Annotated in this window: 19 protein-coding genes; 7 read left to right on the top strand and 12 right to left on the bottom strand. The window is 67.9% G+C overall.

Annotation, left to right across the window (positions count from 1 at the left end; translation table 11 throughout):
- Window positions 1-35: 35 nt before the first annotated feature.
- The 4 genes from BZB76_RS03810 to dnaB form a co-directional block, all read right to left on the bottom strand.
- Window positions 36-2,669 (bottom strand): M14 family metallopeptidase, encoded by a 2,634-nt coding sequence (locus BZB76_RS03810; RefSeq protein ID WP_121432860.1) that lies wholly within the window; start codon window positions 2,667-2,669, stop codon window positions 36-38.
- A gap of 999 nt (window positions 2,670-3,668) precedes the next feature.
- On the bottom strand, window positions 3,669-4,541 hold the full coding sequence (locus tag BZB76_RS03805) for an NmrA family NAD(P)-binding protein (RefSeq protein ID WP_121432859.1): 873 nt from the start codon (window positions 4,539-4,541) through the stop codon (window positions 3,669-3,671).
- Window positions 4,542-5,089: 548 nt separating this feature from the next.
- Complete coding sequence (locus BZB76_RS03800; RefSeq protein ID WP_121432858.1) at window positions 5,090-5,518, bottom strand: MmcQ/YjbR family DNA-binding protein; 429 nt, start codon at window positions 5,516-5,518, stop codon at window positions 5,090-5,092.
- A 38-nt stretch (window positions 5,519-5,556) separates the two neighbouring features.
- Window positions 5,557-8,697 (bottom strand): replicative DNA helicase, encoded by a 3,141-nt coding sequence (gene dnaB / locus BZB76_RS03795; protein WP_121433431.1) that lies wholly within the window; start codon window positions 8,695-8,697, stop codon window positions 5,557-5,559.
- Window positions 8,698-9,036: 339 nt separating this feature from the next.
- Here dnaB and BZB76_RS03790 point away from each other — a divergent pair, with 339 nt between their 5' ends.
- Window positions 9,037-10,368: an MATE family efflux transporter gene (locus tag BZB76_RS03790; RefSeq protein WP_121432857.1), complete on the top strand. Its 1,332-nt coding sequence runs from the start codon at window positions 9,037-9,039 to the stop codon at window positions 10,366-10,368.
- A 76-nt stretch (window positions 10,369-10,444) separates the two neighbouring features.
- The gene (locus tag BZB76_RS03785; RefSeq protein ID WP_117397984.1) at window positions 10,445-10,633 is read left to right on the top strand and encodes a hypothetical protein; all 189 of its coding nucleotides are present in this window, start codon (window positions 10,445-10,447) and stop codon (window positions 10,631-10,633) included.
- A 572-nt stretch (window positions 10,634-11,205) separates the two neighbouring features.
- Here BZB76_RS03785 and BZB76_RS03780 read toward each other — a convergent pair.
- From BZB76_RS03780 to BZB76_RS34570, 6 genes are all read right to left on the bottom strand, one after another.
- Window positions 11,206-11,901, bottom strand: a complete 696-nt coding sequence (locus tag BZB76_RS03780; RefSeq protein WP_246006733.1) for a peptidoglycan recognition protein family protein — start codon at window positions 11,899-11,901, stop codon at window positions 11,206-11,208.
- A gap of 425 nt (window positions 11,902-12,326) precedes the next feature.
- The gene (gene rplI / locus BZB76_RS03775) at window positions 12,327-12,773 is read right to left on the bottom strand and encodes a 50S ribosomal protein L9 (protein ID WP_121432856.1); all 447 of its coding nucleotides are present in this window, start codon (window positions 12,771-12,773) and stop codon (window positions 12,327-12,329) included.
- A gap of 16 nt (window positions 12,774-12,789) precedes the next feature.
- The gene (gene rpsR / locus BZB76_RS03770) at window positions 12,790-13,026 is read right to left on the bottom strand and encodes a 30S ribosomal protein S18 (protein WP_019631633.1); all 237 of its coding nucleotides are present in this window, start codon (window positions 13,024-13,026) and stop codon (window positions 12,790-12,792) included.
- Window positions 13,027-13,131: 105 nt separating this feature from the next.
- Window positions 13,132-13,707, bottom strand: coding sequence for a single-stranded DNA-binding protein (locus BZB76_RS03765; protein WP_121432855.1), 576 nt, complete (start codon window positions 13,705-13,707; stop codon window positions 13,132-13,134).
- Between the two features lie 37 nt (window positions 13,708-13,744).
- On the bottom strand, window positions 13,745-14,035 hold the full coding sequence (rpsF, locus tag BZB76_RS03760; RefSeq protein ID WP_121432854.1) for a 30S ribosomal protein S6: 291 nt from the start codon (window positions 14,033-14,035) through the stop codon (window positions 13,745-13,747).
- Window positions 14,036-14,701: 666 nt separating this feature from the next.
- Window positions 14,702-14,866, bottom strand: coding sequence for a hypothetical protein (locus BZB76_RS34570; protein WP_170180498.1), 165 nt, complete (start codon window positions 14,864-14,866; stop codon window positions 14,702-14,704).
- Between the two features lie 226 nt (window positions 14,867-15,092).
- Between BZB76_RS34570 and BZB76_RS03755 the strand changes: the two genes are divergently transcribed.
- From BZB76_RS03755 to BZB76_RS03740, 4 genes are all read left to right on the top strand, one after another.
- Window positions 15,093-15,395, top strand: coding sequence for a hypothetical protein (locus BZB76_RS03755; protein ID WP_121432853.1), 303 nt, complete (start codon window positions 15,093-15,095; stop codon window positions 15,393-15,395).
- 296 nt (window positions 15,396-15,691) lie between these two features.
- The gene (locus BZB76_RS03750) at window positions 15,692-16,459 is read left to right on the top strand and encodes a deoxyribonuclease IV (protein WP_121432852.1); all 768 of its coding nucleotides are present in this window, start codon (window positions 15,692-15,694) and stop codon (window positions 16,457-16,459) included.
- Window positions 16,460-16,628: 169 nt separating this feature from the next.
- Window positions 16,629-17,018, top strand: a complete 390-nt coding sequence (locus BZB76_RS03745) for a DUF4190 domain-containing protein (RefSeq protein WP_121432851.1) — start codon at window positions 16,629-16,631, stop codon at window positions 17,016-17,018.
- 80 nt (window positions 17,019-17,098) lie between these two features.
- On the top strand, window positions 17,099-18,025 hold the full coding sequence (locus tag BZB76_RS03740) for a MerR family transcriptional regulator (RefSeq protein WP_121433429.1): 927 nt from the start codon (window positions 17,099-17,101) through the stop codon (window positions 18,023-18,025).
- Window positions 18,026-18,332: 307 nt separating this feature from the next.
- On the opposite strand, the gene BZB76_RS35665 is transcribed toward BZB76_RS03740, so the two are convergent.
- Complete coding sequence (locus BZB76_RS35665) at window positions 18,333-18,569, bottom strand: hypothetical protein (protein WP_246006732.1); 237 nt, start codon at window positions 18,567-18,569, stop codon at window positions 18,333-18,335.
- 30 nt (window positions 18,570-18,599) lie between these two features.
- Between BZB76_RS35665 and BZB76_RS34565 the strand changes: the two genes are divergently transcribed.
- The gene (locus BZB76_RS34565) at window positions 18,600-18,740 is read left to right on the top strand and encodes a hypothetical protein (RefSeq protein WP_170180497.1); all 141 of its coding nucleotides are present in this window, start codon (window positions 18,600-18,602) and stop codon (window positions 18,738-18,740) included.
- Window positions 18,741-18,814: 74 nt separating this feature from the next.
- On the opposite strand, the gene BZB76_RS36275 is transcribed toward BZB76_RS34565, so the two are convergent.
- Window positions 18,815-18,946 carry a hypothetical protein gene (locus BZB76_RS36275; protein ID WP_121432850.1) on the bottom strand — a complete coding sequence of 44 codons (132 nt, stop codon included), beginning with the start codon at window positions 18,944-18,946 and terminating at the stop codon, window positions 18,815-18,817.
- Window positions 18,947-19,005 lie beyond the last annotated feature (59 nt).

The following is a 19,005-nucleotide window of genomic DNA, read 5'->3' as shown; positions in this document are numbered from 1 at the left end:
CCCGGACGGCTCACCGACCGCGATCGAGGACGGCCTTAGCTTCCGTCGTCCGTCACACCGGACTTCGTCGGCTTGGACGGCCCCTGATAGATCGAGTTGACGACGATCGGCCAGGTCTGCCGCGGCCAGCTCCGGAAGGTGATCTCGCTACCCGCGATGGTGGCATGCCCCTTCCCGACCTCGAACGACACCACATTGGCCAGCCCGTGCAGCGTCGCCGTGCCCTGCGCGTAGCCGCTGACCAGCAACTCACCGTCGCCGGGGTACCGGGACGCGACCCGGCCGTCGCCGGTGACCTTGTACGCCGCGTCCCGGTTGAACCAGACCGCGCCGGACTTCGGCATTCCCCAGGCCGCCGGGACCTTCGGGTCGTACGACGCCCGCAGCAACGAACCCGGCGCGCTGAGCTGGGACGACGCCGCGTTCTCGACCGGCAGATCGAGGAGTTGCCGCGCGGTCTCCGACGCGCTGCCGATCGCGACCAGGTTGCCGCCCGCGGAGACGTAGTCCGCGAGCTTGCCCCAGCCCTCCTCGCCGACACCGCGCGCCCACCGGAACTCCGGCGGGTTCTTCGCCGGGTCCAGACCGGTGACGATGGTGTTCTTGGACACCCCATCGGCCAGGACGATCGTGTCGTACTTCCCGGCGAGATCGGCGTAGTCGTCGGCGGAGACCACCTTGTAGTCGATGCCGTAGTGGTCGAACATCCACGTCATCCAGCCGCCGGGCATGTTGTTCGCCCCGCGGATCAACCCGACCTTGGTGCCGGGTTTGAGGGTGAAGCCATCCACCTTGGGCGCTTTGTCCGTCCCATAGACCGGCAGCCCGGTGTCCGCCGAGACGCGCTGGAGCACCTGCCGGGCCTGCGCCGTCGGCGGGACCACGACCGTGCCCGGCGCGAACGTCCGGTCGACGGCCTTGAACTCCTCCGCCGACCGGAACGTCGGCACGTTCGCCTTCTGCAATCGGGACAGCACGTGCGCGACGCCATACGACTCCGGCCCGACGAGGTAGGCCCCCTGCGGCGACGCCGGCATCCGCACCTGCTCGGGACGCACCTGCTGGACGCGCCGCAACGACGCCTTGACCTGCTCCTTGATCGGGTCGACGTCCACCCCGAGCAACAGGGCGACATTGTCGGTCGTCTCGCTGTACGGCATGATCAGCGGACACTGACCGCACTTGCGCGCCGCGGTCTCCGGATACTTGTCGATCTCGAGCAGCTGGTTGATCCAGCGGCCGAGCGGCTGCCGGGTGCGCAGCACGTACGAGCCCGCCGGGTATGTCTTGCCGCCCGCCGTGAACGGAGCGGTGGCCTGGTCGATCTCCACGCGTCCGAACTCGAAGATCCGCATCATCTCCAGGACCGCGAACGGGTCGCGCTGCCCGGCCGGGACCACGTACGCCTGCGGAGTGCCCGGCTCGACATCCGGCAGAGCCACCCCGTTCCGAGCCGTCTGGTAGAGGTTGTTGAACAACCACGACTCAGGATTCTTCGCGACATTCTCGATCCCCGCGTAGGCGGCCGTCTTGGCGTACGCGACGATCTGCTCCAGCGTCCAGGTGTCCTTGTCGTACGGCTGAAGCATCCGCATCGTCCGGTTCTGCGAACCGAGCGGCTTACCGTCGGACGACGTGTACGGGTACGCGAGATCCCGGGCGCTGGCGATCTCGGTCAGGAACAGCGACGTGCCGAGGAACGTGGAGAACCCCATCACGTCGGCGTTCCAGAAAATGCCGTACGCGTCGTCGGTGCCGACGCCCTTCTTCCCCTCGGCGGTCAACGCGCGCGCCGCGTGCTGCCCCTGCAAGGTCGCCGACTGGAGCGTGATCGGGTCGACGCCACTGCCGAGCGGCTCGTCGTAAGGAGGCGTCCACAACCGTGGACCCGTAGTACCGGCCTGGTGCATGTAGTGCGCGACGACCGGCCGGTACGTCTGCTCCAACAACACACGAGTGCGGGACTCCCGCTGCGTGAACATGAACCAGTCACGGTTGTTGTCGTGACCGACATACCGGTGGTACAGGTCCGGGTAGACGCGGTTGTAAGCAGTACCCGCGGTCTTGTTGAAATGGTCGACGACAAGATGTTGACCGTCCGGGTTCGCGGACGGGACCACCAGCAGAACCGCGTTGTCGAGCACGGTATCGGTGTAGTCGGAATCCTCGGTGGCGAACCGGTGGACGATGTCCATCAACGCCTGCGTGTTGCCGACCTCCGTGGAGTGCAACGTGCCCTCGATCAGGTAAATGGGCTTACTCCGCTCGGACAGTCGGCGGGCCTCCTGCTCGGAGATCCCACGCGGATCGGCGAGCCGCTGGTTGTCCCGCACGATCTGATTGAGGTTCCGCAGATTTCGAGGCGAACTCACGAACAACACGGGGTAGTCGTTACCCATCGTTGTTCTGTCGACGACCTGGTAGTTCACCCGGTCGGACCGGTCGGCGATCAGTCGGAGATACTGCTTGATCTTGTCGAATCCGGCGAGCTTTCCGGTCGTGCCCATGGCGAAGCCGAAAAAACTCTTGGGCGCTGGGATGTTCTTGGCCTGCGCGGTCAGTCTCACCGAGGCGCCCGCGCCGAACGCGTCGGCGTGCACAGGCACGCCGACGAGCACGACAAGGGCCACCAGGGCGGCCGCCGCGCGGGATGAAACCCGCGACAGCATCCAGTCTCCTGATGAACGTGGGGGAGGGGACACTGACCGGTCAGTTGCGCCAAGCGTGAATCGGCTTTGTCGATCAGTCAAGACACTGATCACTACTGACCGCGACCGACCCGCCCTTCACCCCCCGATGCCCGACCCCACCAGCCCCTCCCCAGGACGAATGATCAACCGCCAAGGCAACACCCACAGCCGAGACCGGCCGCGGACAACGGCAAAAAAGCGCCCATGACCAGCCCGAAAAGACCCAGGACCGCACTTGGATGGCTGTCGGTAGACCAGCCTCGCAGGGGCGCCTCCGATGCTCAACGATGCCAAGCCGACGCGTGTCACCGTCCCGCCCCGCTCCGCTGTAATTCCAACCGGCGCTGATCACCAGCCAAGCTGCTGGCCGGCCAACCACAGGACAACCAGCACACCCAAATGCGGCGTTCGCCCTAGGACGCAGGCCCCGCACATCGTCCTGCTGCGGCAACACCCGCCCGGCAAATGTTCTCCTGACGGCACTGTCGGTGAGATCGCGGCCGGTAGTGACCCCGGCGATGACCTTGGCGGACGAGCCGCTTCGCCCTCGCCCCAACGCGATCCGCCACCGGACGGCCCAACCCCGTACCGCTCACACAGTGGCGCGTTACGGTGGGGCACAAGGACCTCCGGGGTGTGGAGTGGCTATGTGGTAGCTCCACACCACGCCAGGAGGTCCTCCCTATTTCAAGATCATCCACCCCGTGTCGCCGTCACCAACGTCCATGGGCAGTACATCCAGCGGCGACGAGGAGCGGAGATATAGGCCCCAGATCAACGCCCCGATCAAACGGTCACTGACCGCCTACAACCACCAACCAGGCCGTATCTCAAGTGGCCAGTCACCCACCAACCCCCAAACAGGCGACGGGCAGCCGGACATAAGTGACACCTGCGAGGTGACATCAACATTGCTGATGACCTAGCTGCGGCGTGAACCCGAAGGCGCGCCCTCCGACGGCACCTCGATACCCGCCCCTAAGCAAGCAGCGGACGAAGGTGGGTGTAGGCCCAGGCCGCAAGTGGTGTGGGCGTCGTGGTCACCACGTCGCGCGGCTGCTCGGGCACCAGATCGCGCGTACCGGCGGCCATCCCGACGATGCCCTCCACAGCGCCCGGCGGCAGACCGGCCGAACGCAGCGCGGTACGAACATCGTCGTCACCGACGACGTTCAGCCGGATCGGCTTACCCAGAACCTCGGTCAGTGTTTCCGCCACCTGCTCGAACGTGAGGTCCTCAGGCCCGTGGACGCCCTGCACCACACGACCGGTCCACGAGTCGTCGAGCAGCCGCGCGGCGACGACGTCCCCGACATCACGTGGATCGACCCACGCCATCGGCCTGTCGGGCCGGAAGGTCGTGGTCAACACGCCCGCGGCCAGGCCGTCCAGATCCAGGAGAAGGTTGGTGAAGAAGTAGCCGCAGCGCAAATGAAGCGTGTCGGCGCCAGTAGCGTCGAGCAACTGCTCAATACGCGCCAGCCCATCGATATGGCCGACACCGTGACGCTTCTCGGCCCCGACACTGCTCAACAGCACGACCCGCTGGACGTCCCCTGCTCGGGCGGCGTCGACCAGGGCGGAGGCGGTCCGCTCCGAGGTTCCGATCGGGTCCTCGGACATGTGCGGGGTCGGGTCGACCCAGAAGACCGTCCGCGCACCAGACGTCGCCTTGCGGACGAACGCGGCATCCGTCATGTCGCCGCGCCGAACGTCCACGCGCTCACGGGTGCCCGCGTCCAACCGCCCCGGGTCCCGCACCAGCACCCGCGGACGAACACCCGCCTGCAACAACAACCGGACCACCCGTGACCCCACATGTCCGGTCGGTGTAGTGACAACAATGCTCATCTCAACGTCCCCCTGTCTCAACGCCGGTCACCTAGCACCCTAGAAACCGGCACCGACACTTTCCGCCCTCCCTCCCCCTCCCAGCCTCGCCACGTCCCCCAACTTTAAGTCGCTCACCTCGCACCCAAGAACCGGCACCAGCACTTACCGGCCGGGCTCCGCGCCACGGCTCCAGGGCGGCCATTGCGTGGACTTCCTCATGCCGCGAAGCACAGGCGTCGGGCCTGGGGTCGGACGGTTTCGAAGTCACGCGTCCGCTCGCCTGCGCGACGTCTGCGACAAGCGCGCGTCTAGGACGATCTCCGCTGCTCTTGGGGAGGTCGTCACCTTGAATTGGGGACTGGCGCCCGTGAGGTGACTGCCCGCGCTCCACAACACGGCCTCCGCAAGAGCCATCTGCATCCCGCGATGAGGACGCGTCAGGCTTGCTTTCAAGGCCATTCGTCAGCTCAATCAGGTCGGTCGCCTGGCGGCTCGGGGGGGTCGGCGCCGCAGTTCACCGTCCTCGGTCGGCATCGCGACCAGCACGGCTGTGCTTCGACGAGCTGTCAGGGCTCCGAGACCGGATGGTTGCGCAGCCATGCGTCCGCTCGTCTGCGTGATGCCTGTGACAGCCACGCGTCCTGGACGACCTCCGTCAGCTCTTCCAGTGTGAGCTCGCCGACGCGGCTCGCGCGGAGGAGCACTGAGCGGTGGCCGTCGAAGTGGGGGGTGGTGAAGAACGGCGAGTTCTCGTCCTGGACGAGGGCCAGCTTGTCCGACTCGGACGGCACCCAGAACACGATCACGTCCGGGTAGCGTTCGCCGGTGTCGGGATCTACCGCGTCGGGGCGGGGAGTGCGGAAGAACACGAATGACTTTCCGCCGACCTGGTAGACGGGGTTGCCGCTCTTGCCGTGCTCGACGGTGACATGAGGCATCTCCATGGCCAGGGCATGCACGTCCTCGACCCGGGCGCGGCGCTTCCCTGCCACCATTCCCCCAGCGTAACGTCCTGCCGTCGAGGCGATTTCGGCTACTGGGCCATGTCGACGAAGCGGCTGTAGTGGCCCTGGAAGGCGACGGTGACGGTCGCGGTGGGGCCGTTACGGTGCTTGGCCACGATCAGGTCGGCCTCACCGGCGCGCGGTGACTCCTTCTCGTAGGCGTCCTCGCGATGCAGCAGGATCACCATGTCCGCGTCCTGCTCGATCGATCCCGACTCGCGCAGGTCGGAGACCATGGGTTTCTTGTCCGTCCGCTGCTCGGGACCTCGGTTGAGCTGCGACAACGCGATGACCGGAACACCCAGCTCCTTCGCGAGGAGCTTCAGCGAGCGGGAGAACTCCGAGACCTCGACCTGACGGCTCTCGACCCGCTTTCCCGATGTCATCAGTTGCAGGTAGTCGACGATGACGAGGCGCAGGTCGTGCTGCTGTTTGAGCCTTCGGCACTTGGCTCGGATCTCCATCATCGACATGTTCGGCGAATCGTCGATGAACAGCGGGGCCTCGGCGACCTCGCTCATTCGCCGGGCGAGGCGCGTCCAGTCCTCGTCCTGCATGGTGCCCGATCTCATCGCGTGCAGCGCCACCCGCGCCTCCGCGGACAGCAACCGCATGGTGATCTCGTTGCGCCCCATCTCCAGGCTGAAGAACGCCGAGGTCAGACCGTGTTTGATGGACGCGGCGCGCGCGAAGTCAAGGGCGAGGGTGGAGTTGTGCGTCGGAATGCAGGAACGTCCGGCCAGGTACATGTGGTCGGCGTTGTCGACCTGGACGCATCGCACCGGCACGCTCTCGACCGGCCGGACGTCCACGATGTACCGCACCCGCGTCGAGGGGTGGACGCTCTTACGCTGCCGCGCCGCCTTGCGCGGCAACCGGAACACCGTCTCGGCGGGCGTGAAATCGATCCGGTGGACGGTCGAGGTCTCGGTCGTCATCGTCGCGCGGTGGCCGAGGCTGAGAATCAGCTCGTGGACGCCCTCGGCCAGCCGCTTGTTGACGAGCGCGAGTTGCACCCGCCCGGTCTCGGTCACGTGTGCGGTGGTGTCGAGCATCCCCGCCAGCAACGCTCGCCGCTGGTCCTCGGACGCCCGCAGGTACGCAGCCGGGATGCGCTTGTTCCGCCACAGACCCGCTTCTTTGATCTTGCGAGTCAGGCCCGGGAGATCGAACTGGCCCGGGGTGGGGTGCCGCTCGACGGGCTGTCCGGCCGCCTCGATCTCCTCCAGGATCTCCTTGTCGAAGCAGGTGAGGCCACCTTCCCAGCTGCGTCCATCCCCGAGCCATGCTCCGAGCACGTAGGGCTCGATGGGAAGGTCTGCATTCGGAAGCTGGAAGGGGGCGGCCACCTCGACGGCATGGTTCGGGCGGTCGTCGTCGGCGCAGCGTACGGTCGCGGCGATCTCTTCGGTGGTCTTGATCGGTCGAGGCCGCGTCGGGGCCGCAGAGTTCGTCGGACGTGCCGCTCGGTGTGGGAGCCCCTGGTTAGGACGGGTGCATTCGTAGCGAATCTGGGGGCTTGTGGTGCTCGTGTCTGCAACGCCGAGATGGCCCGATTGCCCAGTGACCGCGGGCAAGGCGCTTCTGGAGCCCGCACCGACGTCCACCACCCCAACAGATCGCCGGTCGGCGTCCGGAGCCGCCCATTGATCGCGGTCGATCTCGGCGACGGACCAGCTGCGGGTCGCCCTGGTCTCACGCGCGTCGGCCTCGGCACCGTCGCCGAGTTGCTGAGGGACCGCGTGCAGGGCGTGGTTCAACGCTGCACCGACCTCTGCCATCGCCTGGCGATACGAATCAAGCTGGTCGTCAGCGGCCGCCGGCGCCGAGAGGACACAGTTGGCTGCGACTTCGGACCGGGCATGGGTCGCCCTGTTCTCACTGCTTGCGTGGGCCTCGGCGCCGTCGCCGAGTTGCTGAGGGACCGCGTGCAGGGCGTGGCTCAACGCTGCACCGGCCTCTGCCATCGCCTGGCGATACGAATCAAGCTGGTCGTCAGCGGCCGTCGTCGCCGAGAGGACACAGTTGGCTGCGACTTCGGACCGGGCATGGGTCGCCCTGATCTCCGTGCTTGCGTGGGCCTCGGCGCCGTCGCCGAGTTGCTGAGGGACCGCGTGCAAGGCGTGGCTCAATACCGAAGCGACCTCGGCCATCGACTGTCGATAGGAGACGGCCCCATGAGGCTGGTCGTCGGAGCCCGATGTTGTTCGTTGGACGCGGTTGATCGCGGTGTGGGGCCGGGCCTTGGTCGCGCTGGGCTCGTCGGGTTGGCGGCGGGTGGCGCGGGTCGTGGTGCGCCACTGGTGTTGGGCGTCGGCGACGATCACTTCGCCGTCCGAGAACTCGATCTCGTAGCAGGGACGGTCGTGCATGACCTCGGTCGCGGCGACGACACGTGTCGGCTTGCCGTCGGCTCCGATCAAGTAGTCGCCGACGGACACCTCTCCCATCGTGGTCCACCCGGTTGGGGTAGGGAGGGGTGTGTCCAGACTTGTCGCCTTTCCCATGGCGGGTCGGGCGGCGACCACGATCATTTGGCCGGGGTGGAGGCCGTTGGTGAGGGCGTCGAGGTCGGCGAAGCCGGTGGGGCAGCCGACCATCTGGCCGCCGCGGCTGCCGATGGCCTCGATCTCGTCCAGGGCGCCGGGCATGATCTCGCTGAGGGCGACGTAGTCCTCTCCGGCGCGTTTCTCGGCGATCGCGAAGACCTCGGCCTGGGCGCGGTCGAGGACCTCGTCGGCGTCCGCCCCGTCAGCGGCGTAGCCCATCTGGACGATGCGGGTGCCGGTCTCCACCAGGCGCCGCAGGATCGCCCGCTCATGGACGATCTTGGCGTAGTACCCCGCGTTGGCCGCGGTGGGCACCGAAGAAATCAGGGTGTGCAGGTAGGGGGCGCCGCCGATGCGGCCGATCTCGCCGTTCTTGGTCAGTTCGCCGGCCACGGTGACGGCGTCCGCCGGGTCGCCACGGCCGTACAGGTCGAGGATCGTGTCGTAGATGATCTGGTGCGCCGGACGGTAGAAGTCGGGCGTGCGCAGCAGCTCGACGACTTCGGCGATGGCGTCCTGGGAGAGCAGCATCCCGCCGAGGACGCCCTGTTCCGCGGAGATGTCATGCGGTGGGGTGCGCTCGAACTCGGGGTCGGGAGGTCCAATCTCGGCCACGCTCACCGTCCGCACCCCCTTCGTCTCGGTCGCCGGCGGCCCCGTCCGCCCATCACCGACCGTCCAGTCACACGTCTACCGGAAGCGTCGGACATTCTCCCGAGCCAACGCCGCCGCGAGCAAAGCAGCCTGTGGATAACACTGTGGACAGCCTGTGCAGACACGCCGAGCGGGTTGTGCACGACCTGTGGACAACTCTGTGGAAGTTCTGGGGAGTGCCCTTGCACCACCCTGGTTGACCTGCGAGAACTTCATCCACCGGGTGTGCGCGAAGAAAAGTCGACGATCCGACCGAATGTAAGGCGTGAACTCGCTAGGAAAATTACAGCCTGGTAGCCTCGGGCGGTGACGACGACTTCCCGGCGGCGGCTCGCGACCGCGCACGACCGCGAGATCCTGCGGCTGGCCGTGCCCGCCTTCGGTGCGCTCGTCGCCGAACCCCTGTTCCTGCTCTCGGACGCGGCGATCGTCGGACACCTCGGCACCGCGCCGCTCGGCGGCCTCGGCGTGGCCGGTCAGGCCCTCAGCACCCTCGTCTACCTGTGCGTCTTCCTCGCGTACGGGACGACGGCCGGGGTCGCCCGGCAGGTCGGCGCCGGGGACATGCGGGCGGCCGTCCGGCAGGGCATCGACGGCATGTGGCTCGCGCTCGCCCTCGGGGCCGCGTTGATCGTGGTCGGCTGGCCGCTGGTGCCCACGATCGTCGACGCGTTCGGCGCGTCCGCCACCGTCGCCCCGTACGCCGAGACATACCTGCGGGTGAGCCTCTTCGGGATCCCGTCCATGCTCGTGGTCCTCGCCGGGACGGGCGTGCTGCGCGGACTCCAGGACACCCGCACTCCCCTCGTCGTGTCCATCGCGGGCTTCTCGCTGAACCTGCTGCTCAACGTGGTGTTCGTGCTCGTCCTCGACTGGGGGATCGCAGGCTCGGCGTGGGGCACGGTCCTCGCCCAGACCGGCAGCGCCGCCGTCTACGTCGCCGTGGTGCTGCGGGCCGCCCGACGGTACGGCTCACCGGTTCGTCCCGATCTGGCGGGGATGCGGACGTCGGCCACGGCGGGCTTGGCCTTGGTGGTCCGGACGGCGGCGCTCCGCGTCGTCCTTCTCGTCGGAACGTCGATCGCGGCCCGCATGGGGGACGAGGAGATCGCCGCCTACCAGGTCGGTTTCCAGGTGTGGACGCTGCTGGCGTTCGCCCTCGACGCCATCGCCATCGCCGGGCAGGCGATCACCGGACGCCATCTGGGCGCGTCCGACGTTCCGGGCACCCGCGCCGTCACCCGCCGGATGGTCTGGTGGGGTGTCGGCTGCGGCGTCGTGTTCGGCCTGGCGATCCTCGCCGTCCGGCCGTGGCTGCCCGGCCTGTTCACCGCGGACGGCGGCGTCCGCGACCGGCTGCTGGTCTCGCTGCTCCTGGTGGCGGTGCAGCAACCGGTCGCCGGAGTGGTCTTCGTCCTGGACGGAATCCTGATCGGCGCGGGCGACGGCGCGTATCTCGCCGTGAGTTCCCTGCTCGCGACGATCGTCTTCCTCCCCGCAGCCATCGTCCTCTATCAGGTGGACGCGGGCCTGATCGGGCTGTGGGCGGCGATCGGGCTCTGGATGCTCGTCCGGATGCTCACCCTGGGGCTCCGCGCCCGTGGCGATCGCTGGTTGGTCACCGGCGCCGTCCGTTGATCGGTACCCCTCGCCGATCCGCGCCGATTCCGCGATGCGCACCCGCACCGGCCATCACACTCGCTACTATTCGAACATGTGTTCCACACACGGCGAGCGGATGGCCCGGCTGACCCAGGCGATCGACGACCTGGCGGCGGAGGGCCTCACCGGTCTGCCCCCGGAGACGCTGGTGGAGCGGGTCGCGGGCATCTGGTCGCTCGTCGAGGGCATCGACCCCGAGATCGCCCGCCGCCGCACCCGCTACACGACCCCCGAAACGTGACCGCCTCGCGCGCCCGCACGGCCTCACGACGGCAACGCGGGCCAGCTTCCCGCCGTTCCTCCCATCACCGACGGCGGTTCGCGTGATCACTCCGGCGCGAACCGTCCGACCGCGGCAGGCTGGGGCAAGAGCGCGGGCGAATCATAAGCATGACGACGCGGAGGCGCGGGACGCGCACGAAGCGGCTCGCTGTGCGGTCACGCACGATCTCCCGGCCCGGTGTGAAGGCGGCCTCGCACGGTCGGGCGAAGCGTAGGGCGCAACGTCAGGTGCCCGGTCGCCGGGGAGGCGAAGTCGAGGGCGTCGCGATCGGTGAGCGACCTACCCCTATGTCTGGCCCCGCTCGGACCGCGAATCAATGGCCCGCCCGTCCTGACCACCATGAAACCGTTGACCGCCGACCCGACGGCAACGGATCGCCACCGGACAGGCCTCGCTCGGCAGGTGTCCAAGGCTTGTTGAGTCCCTGACGGACGACTCTCAGCCAGAGTCCATATACGCCGACCGACCACTCAAACCGGGAAGACTGGTCAGAACGTGTTTCCAGAGTGGCGAAGAAGGCGCAATGCCCGTCAGTGGAGACCGTCCAGCCGCGGGAGAATCGGCAGAATGGGGCCGGAGGCCTCCACGCCATTACCCGGAGACGGCGACATGCTCAGGCGCTCCGCCACCACCCGCCGAAGTTCGGGCAGACGGGCGTACAGGACGTCGCCCGGACAGCTGGTGTTGTTGTAGTCGCGGTGCCCGACAATGGCGTCGGCCGGATCCAGCGAATACGCCTTACAGAGCCAGACGCACACCTCCACCAGAGATGTCCACAGGTCCTGCGGCACCCCCTTCTTCATGTAGGTGCCCTCGTTCTCGATACCGATGGTGTGCTCGTTGTGGTGCAGGACCTGCGCGCCGACGGCGAGAGCACCGGTCTCGACGGCCTGCAGGCTCCTGTTGCGGCCCTCCATCACGATGCCGCCGCGGCTGATGGTGAGCTGCTGGCCGGTGTCGTCCCAGCCGTTCTTGTTCATGTGGAAGTCCTGGATGTACCGGGACAGCGCGAATGCGTGGGCGAGCGAACGATCCTTGGCGTTCGGGGTGGCCGTGTGGTGGACCACGATGCGGTCGGGACGGCGGTTGATGACCCGGGCGGTGCGGCGCGGTGGGCGCGCCTGCCATTGTGCGCGGGTGTACACGCGTGGGGCGTCCGCCGTGAACGGTGCCGCGTCGCCCGCTCCGGGATGCGCATTCGGGCCTCCCGGAAGATCATCTGCCATGGCTCCATTGTGGCCGGGGCACGCGATGGACATCACCTCCAACAGCCCCGCTCCTACCACACCGCCGATGACCGCCCGGCGCGTCACCGACGCACCATTCCGTCCCTGGCCGTCCGCTTCCTCCTCCGAATGCGCGTTCAACACCGTCCCCCTTCATCCCGCGATGAACTAGTTACGGAACGTAGTTAGACAGTTACCGACACTTCAAACACTGGGCGGTTCAGGGACGTTTCACATGAAACACCGAGAAAGCACAACGGCCCCCGCGCCGCCTCGAAAGACATGGGGTCCCTGGACGAAATCGGACGAACCGTAATCGCACCCGCCTATCGAACCTGGTCGGGACGACGGCGTCGCGTCGATCCGGCCGAGCCGATCGCGGCCAGGGACCCCCGGGCGCGGGGGCCGTTTCGTGCTATGCCTGGTCAGGCCTCGCTGACATTGATGTCGATCGTGGCGGTGACCTCGGTGTGCAGGCGCACACTGACCCGGTGGTCGCCGACGGTCTTGATCGGGTTGCCGATCTCGATGCGGCGACGGTCCAGGTCGGGGCCACCCGCCGCGCGGACCGCGTCGGCGATGTCGGCGGCGGTCACGGCACCGAACAGGCGGCCACCGCTGCCGGTACGGGTGCGCAGCCTCACTCGCACCGCCTTGAGCTGCTCGGCGACCTCCTTGGCGTGCTCGACGGTCGCGATCTCGCGAGCCGAACGCGCCTTCTTGATCGACTCGATCTCCTTCTCGGCGCCGCGCGTCCACCGGATGGCGAACCCGCGGGGGACGAGGTAGTTGCGGCCGTAGCCGTTGCGGACGTCGATGACGTCACCGGGCTCGCCGAGCCCGGACACCTGCTGGGTCAGGATGAGCTTCATGATCGTTCCTCCTGCCTCAGCGCGCGGTGCTGGTGTACGGCAGCAGCGCCATCTCGCGGGCGTTCTTGATCGCCGTGGCGACGTCCCGCTGGTGCTGGGTGCAGTTGCCGGTCACCCGCCGGGCGCGGATCTTGCCGCGGTCGGAGATGAACTTCCGCAGCAGCCCGGTGTCCTTGTAGTCGACGTAGGAGATCTTCTCCTGGCAGAAAACGCAAACCTTCTTCTTCGGCTTGCGGGGAGGTGGCTTCGCCATCGTGGTGCTCCTTTGGGAGAGCCCCGCTCACGCGGGAATGGACGTGTACATGGTCTTACTGGTCACGCCGGAACGACGAGATCGACGTCGACGCGGCGTCCGAGCCTAGAACGGCGGGTCGTCGGAGTAGCCTCCGCCGCCGCTGCCGCTGGTGGCCCAGGGGTCGTCGGCCGGCGGGGCACCGCCTCCGCCCTGCTGGCCGAAGCCGCCGCCTTGCTGGCCGCCGCCGCCGAAACCGCCGCCCTGCTGGCCGCCGCCGAAGCCGCCGCCACCCTGGCCGCCGCCCCCACCGAAGCCGCCTCCGCCGCCACCCTGCCGCTGGGTCTTGTTGACCTTGGCGGTGGCGTTGCGCAGCGACGGGCCGACCTCGTCGACCTCGACCTCGAAGACGGTGCGCTTCTCACCTTCGCGGGTCTCGTACGACCGCTGCTTGAGTCGGCCCTGCACGATCACCCGCATGCCGCGCTGCAGGGTCTCCGCCACGTTCTCGGCGGCCTGCCGCCAGACGTTGCAGGTGAGGAACAGTGCCTCGCCGTCCTTCCAGTCACCCGACTGGCGGTCGAAGAACCGCGGGGTCGAGGCGATGCGGAAGGACGCGACCGCCTGGCCGCTCGAGGTGAAACGCAGATTCGGGTCCTCGACGAGGTTCCCGACGATCGTGATTACGGTGTCGCCTGCCATGGGGCTCGCTCCGGCTGCTGTGAGGGCTGAGCCTGGCTCAGTGGACCTCGGGGCGGATGACCTTCGTGCGGAGGATCGACTCGCTCAGGTTGAGCTGCCGGTCGAGCTCCTTGACCGTGGCAGGCTCGGCCGACAGGTCGATCACCGCGTAGATGCCTTCGGACTTCTTCTGGATGTCGTACGCCAGGCGCCTGCGGCCCCAGACGTCGACCTTCTCGACGGTGCCGCCGCCGTCCTTGACGACCTTCAGGAACGGGTCGAGCGCGGTGGTGGCAGTGCGCTCGTCGATGGCGGGGTCGAGAATGGTCATGAGTTCGTAACGACGCATGCTGTCCCTACCTCCTCTGGACTGATGCGGTCACGGTCTCTCCGTGACAGGAGGGCTGTTGCGTCTCCCGCGGCGGCACCGGACTCCGGATCGCCGGACGCACCGGCCGCGAGACCGATACAGGCTACCAACTGTCGGCACCGTACGAGCCGGTTCCCAAAGCTCAGCGGCCGAACGGGAGCGAAAGCCCGCCCCCGCGCCCTCACCGGCACTCGGGGGACGCCGGGTGTGCAAGCCGACTTGCGCACCTCCGGCACCAACCGCCCCTGGGGACAAGGGACAGTACCGCGCACGTTCCTCCCGTCCGCCCTCACCCGTGCCCGCAAAAGGGACAGCCCTCCTGTTGGACGCCGCCGCCTGCACATGTGGGACGCCGCCAGTCCCAGGCGCCAGCCGCCGTCCATTCGTGCAACGGCCCTTTGATCCGTGCGACGGACCGCTGGACGGCGGCGCGGCTCGCAGCGGGCTCGGGCGGCGAACGTTCGGCCGGCACCGCGCACACGACCCGCGCCGTCTCCGGTGACGGCCTTCGCCGGGGTCGCCTTCCGGATCCCCGCCCACGAGCTGACCGGCGCCGCCCCCCGGCAAGGACGGAGTGTCAGCCGGTGGCGCCTCGTGGGGCCTTGCGGCCGCCGCCACGGGTTTCGCATCGGTCGCGGGACGTCGTCATCGCCTCGCTTTCGGCTGGACGGACCGCGCGCAGCGCCGCCGTTCCAGCTCCGCCATGATGTCGGCCATACGAGCGCGCATACGAGCGGTCTGGGTCGTGAGCAGCGACAACTCCTCCACGAGCTCCGCGTCACCGATCAGTCCCAACTGCGCCTTCGTCACGATGGTGCACCTCCTGCTCCCCTCCCGCTTCCCCTCGGGAGGTCTGAACCGAGCCGGCGTTCTTCGAATCCATGTTCGACAGTACCGCCTGCCGCGGACATTTTCCGTCCGCCCCCGCAGGTTGATCCCCGGCCGTGCTGGGAACCCCTTAACTGGCATGGTCCGTCGGTTCCCGTGTGCGCCGTGCGCCCCCTACGCGGGAAACCTGACCTGGAGGAGGATCCCGATGCCACAGGAGGCAACAAGGACTGAGCGGCAGGCGACCGCCGTCCCCAAGGCCGAATCCCACCGCTACCAGGACATCCTCGCCGTCGCCGCGGTCACGATCGGGCTCGCCGCCCTCATCATGGGCTGGATTCCGGCGACCCACCTCCCCGGCGCGATAGCAGGCGTGATCGGCCTACCACTCGCCCTGTACTCCCAGATGATCTCCGCGACGACGAACGAACGCTGGCTGAACGTCATCGGCATGGTCGCCTCATTCATGGGCACCGCCTTCGCCCTGAACAACGGCGGCTTCTCGATCTGACACCTGTCCCCGAAGGCCGCCCGCCACACCACCACGATCACCACCGCGGACGCCACCACCGCGAACCCACACACGTCCCGCAAGGGCAGGCCCCACGCAAGGACGGGCCCCGCGCAAGGGCAGGCCCCACGCAAGGGCAGGCCCCACGCAAGGGCAGGCCCCACGCAAGGACGGGCCCCGCGCAAGGACGGGCCCCGCGCAAGGGCAGGCCCGACGCTGACGAAGGCACAGAGCTTGATGCGGATCCGGGTTGGCGGGGGCCTGGGGTTGTCGGGGGGCGGGGTTAGGCTCGGGGGATGCGCATCGGAGCCCACGTCGATCAGATCAACCCGCTTGATAGCGCCCGCGCGGTCGGCGCCGACGTCGTTCAGTTCTTTCTCGGTGATCCGCAGGGGTGGAAAAAGCCCGTCATGCCGGAGGGTGTGGAGGCGCTGGCCGGGTCCGGCGTGGACGTCTTCATCCATGCTCCGTACACGATCAACGTGGCGACGTCCAACAACAGGATTCGCATCCCGAGCCGGAAGAATCTCACCCAGCAGTTGGAGGCGGCCGCGTCGATCGGTGCGAAGGCGCTGATCGTTCATGGCGGGCATGTGTTGAAGGACGACGATCCGGAGTTGGGGTTCGAGAACTGGCGCAAGGTGTTCGAGAGGGTCGAGTGCCCGGTGCCGGTCTACATCGAGAACACCGCGGGCGGCGGAAACGCGATGGCGCGCAAGTTCGATCGGATCGCCCGGCTGTGGGAGGTGCTGTCCGGGGTCGCGGGGCTGGAGTCAAAACTCGGGTTCTGTCTCGACACCTGCCACGCGCACGCGGCGGGGGAGGAACTCGTGGACGCCGTCGACCGGATCAAGGCGATTACCGGGCGGATAGATCTGGTGCACTGCAACGACAGTCGCGACTCGTTCGGGTCGGGCGCCGACCGGCATGCCAATCTGGGCCGCGGAACCATCGACCCGGAGGCGATCCTGGCCGTGGTCAGGGCGGCCGACGCTCCGGTCGTGGTGGAGACGCCCGCGGACGGCCAGGCCGAAGACATCGCGTGGTTGCGTTCCAGACTTTGATCGGCGATGCGGTGGGAACCCGCGCGTGCGACACAACATCTAATGCACGTAACAGACCACGAAGACGACACAAGCCGAAGGTCACGTCAGACTGACATAATCCGGAATCCAGTCTCCAGCGCACGCGCGTTCTCTTCGGCGGCGGGCGCGCGAACCGATCGGGAACTCTATGGCACAGCCTCCGTACGACCCCTACGGTTACGGGTCGCAGGATCCGTACGCCCAGCAGTACTCCCAGCCCCAGTCCGTCCAGCACCATTACTACGGTTCGGGCCCGCCGGTCCCTCCGCGCAACAACGGCATGGCCATCGCTTCGATGGTGCTGGGCATCGTCGGCGTGCTGTCCTGCGGCGTGCTGGTCTTCTCCCTCGGCGCCGTCATTTTCGGGCACGTCGCGCAGAGCCAGATCAAGCGGACGGGTGAGGGCGGCAACGGCATGGCCGTGACCGGGCTGATCCTCGGTTACCTCTTCTTCGTGATCGGACTGCTCTACTGGATCGTGATCGTGGGGATCTACGGCGCGGCATGGTGGAGCATCTCTCAGGACCCCACCTACTAGACCTTCTGGGCATTTCCGCCGTCGTTTCATGATGGTGCCGTGTTGACTCTCTAGTCACTGGAGCCCCCATGGTGGACGGCATGGACGGCGACACCCTGTACACGATCGGGGATCTGGCACGCCGCACCGGGCTCGCGGTGCGGACGATCCGGTTCTACTCCGACACGGGCGTGGTGCCGCCGACCTGCCGTACCGCGGCCGGCTACCGGCTGTACGACGCGGCTGCCGTCGCGCGCCTCGACCTGGTGCGGACGCTGCGCGACCTCGGCATCGATCTCGGCACGGTCCGGCGGGTGCTGGACCGCGAGATCGGCGTCGGGGAGGTCGCGGCGGCGCACGCGGAGGCCATGGACGTGCAGATCCGGACGCTCCGACTGCGCCGGGCCGTGCTGCGGGCGATCGCGAAACGCGGATCCAGTCCAGAGGAGATCGAACTGATGAACAAGCTCGCCCGGCTGTCCGATGAGGAACGTCGGCGCATCATCACCGACTTCATCGACGAGTCGTTCGCCGGGCTCGACATCGACCCCGAGTTCGTGGCGAGGATGCGGTCCGGGCTGCCGGACCTGCCCGACGACCCCGAGCCTGAGCAGGTCGACGCGTGGGTGGAGCTCGCCGAACTGGTCGGCGACCCCGATTTCCGCGCGTCGGTGCGGCGGATGGCCGAGTTCCAGGCGGCGGACAACGCCCGCGGCTCCGGCCCGAACGACCCGCAGGCCCTCGCGCAGTTGACGGGAGAGAGGGTGGGGGCCGCGATCGCGGACGGCATCGCACCCGACTCCGAGGCGGCGCGACCCATCGTCGACGAACTGGTCGCCGCCTACGCGGCCTCGTCCGGAAGCACTGACAACACCGAGTTCAGGCGGGAGCTGCTGGAACGCCTGGAAGTCGGCACCGACGTACGGGCGGAACGCTACTGGCACCTTCTCGCCACCATCAACGGCTGGCCCGCCCAGCCACCGGTCACACCGATGTTCGAGTGGTTCATAGACGCGCTGCGCCACTAAGGCCTCTTTCAGAGCGCCACAGCCAGGCCCTCAGTGAACTCAGCATCACTGGATAGAGCGCCCTCATGCCCGCTGCCTGCTGCCTGCTGCCTGCTGCCGCAGCGCATGGCAGCGGGCGCTCTAGCCGTCCACAGACGTACCTCGAAGGACCTCCAAAGCCCCCGCTTGACCGCTCACACTGCAGCTTCCAAGCCCTCGTCGGACTAGCCGTCCATGCTGCCTGCTGCCACCGATGCAGGGCAGCGGATGGGTTGGGCCAGGGGCGCAGGCGTGCCTCTAAGTGCCGGTAGAGCCCTCGTCCGGCCACTCATACCGCAGCCGGGTGCCTGGGGGCGCCCTCGGCGGTGTCCCAGACCGCGAAGACGACGTGCTCGAACCGGTCGGCGAACTCCCCGCCCGGACGCAGCAGCCCCGCGAACACCTCCGCAACTTCGCGCGGGTCCTTCGGTGACCTCGATGCGCGTTCTGGTGGTGGGGTCGGCCGCAGGCAGGTTCTCCAGCAGGTCGTCCAGTTCGTCCGGCCCTCCCGCCCTGGGACCCGCACGCGGACACCCCCCTGCCCACCCCCGACGAGGTGCTGGCCGACCTACGGCTGCCGGACGGCGCCTGGGACGTCCTGCACAGCGGCGAGCACGAACACGTCCAGACCACCCACGACGGAAGCACCGTCACCCGCAACGACAACTTTCTCAAGCTCCGCCGACGCCGGACCTGACCACGCCACGAAGAAGCCACCAAGAAGCCACCAAGAAGCCACGAAGAAGCCACGAAGAAGCCACGGGGACGGCCTCAACGGCCGGCGGTCCGCTCCATCAACGCGGCGAACTCCTCCAGGGAGATCTTGCCGTCCGCGTTGGCGTCGGCGGCCACGACCACCTCCACGGCGCGGGTGGCGGTGATGTCCTGTCCGAGCCTCCTCATCAGGTTCCGCAGCTCGGCCGTCCGCGAACTTGGTGTTATTGCGCAAGTGCTGTCCTGCT

It is taken from the genome of Actinomadura pelletieri DSM 43383 (assembly GCF_003634705.1).
GTDB lineage: Bacteria > Actinomycetota > Actinomycetes > Streptosporangiales > Streptosporangiaceae > Spirillospora > Spirillospora pelletieri.
This window is presented reverse-complemented; position numbering and strand designations above follow the sequence as displayed.